Source organism: Pseudoalteromonas aliena (genome assembly GCF_038155085.1).
Lineage (GTDB): Bacteria > Pseudomonadota > Gammaproteobacteria > Enterobacterales > Alteromonadaceae > Pseudoalteromonas > Pseudoalteromonas aliena_A.
The window spans coordinates 1-217 of record NZ_JBAKAU010000199.1; the positions used below are offsets into that span (position 1 = coordinate 1).

The following is a 217-nucleotide window of genomic DNA, read 5'->3' on the forward strand; positions in this document are numbered from 1 at the left end:
TAGTGGTTGAACTTGATCGCTCGAGAGCGCCTATTACGGTGAATAACTTTTTAAACCACTACTTTTTGTAAAAAGAAGGAGTATTTTTATCTGCGCGCGTTTTAAATCTACGGTGCAGCCACATGTACTGTTCTGGTGCTGCAGTTATTGCTCGCTCAACTCGTTGGTTAACACGTGTTACATCAGCTTTGTACTCACCGCTAGGGAAATTTTTAAG

General features: G+C 41.5%; 1 pseudogene. It reads right to left on the reverse strand.

Features of this window, described 5'->3' with window-relative positions:
* Positions 1-58: 58 nt before the first annotated feature.
* Positions 59-217, reverse strand: a pseudogene (locus tag V6260_RS19075) (lipid A biosynthesis lauroyl acyltransferase); the annotation flags it as partial.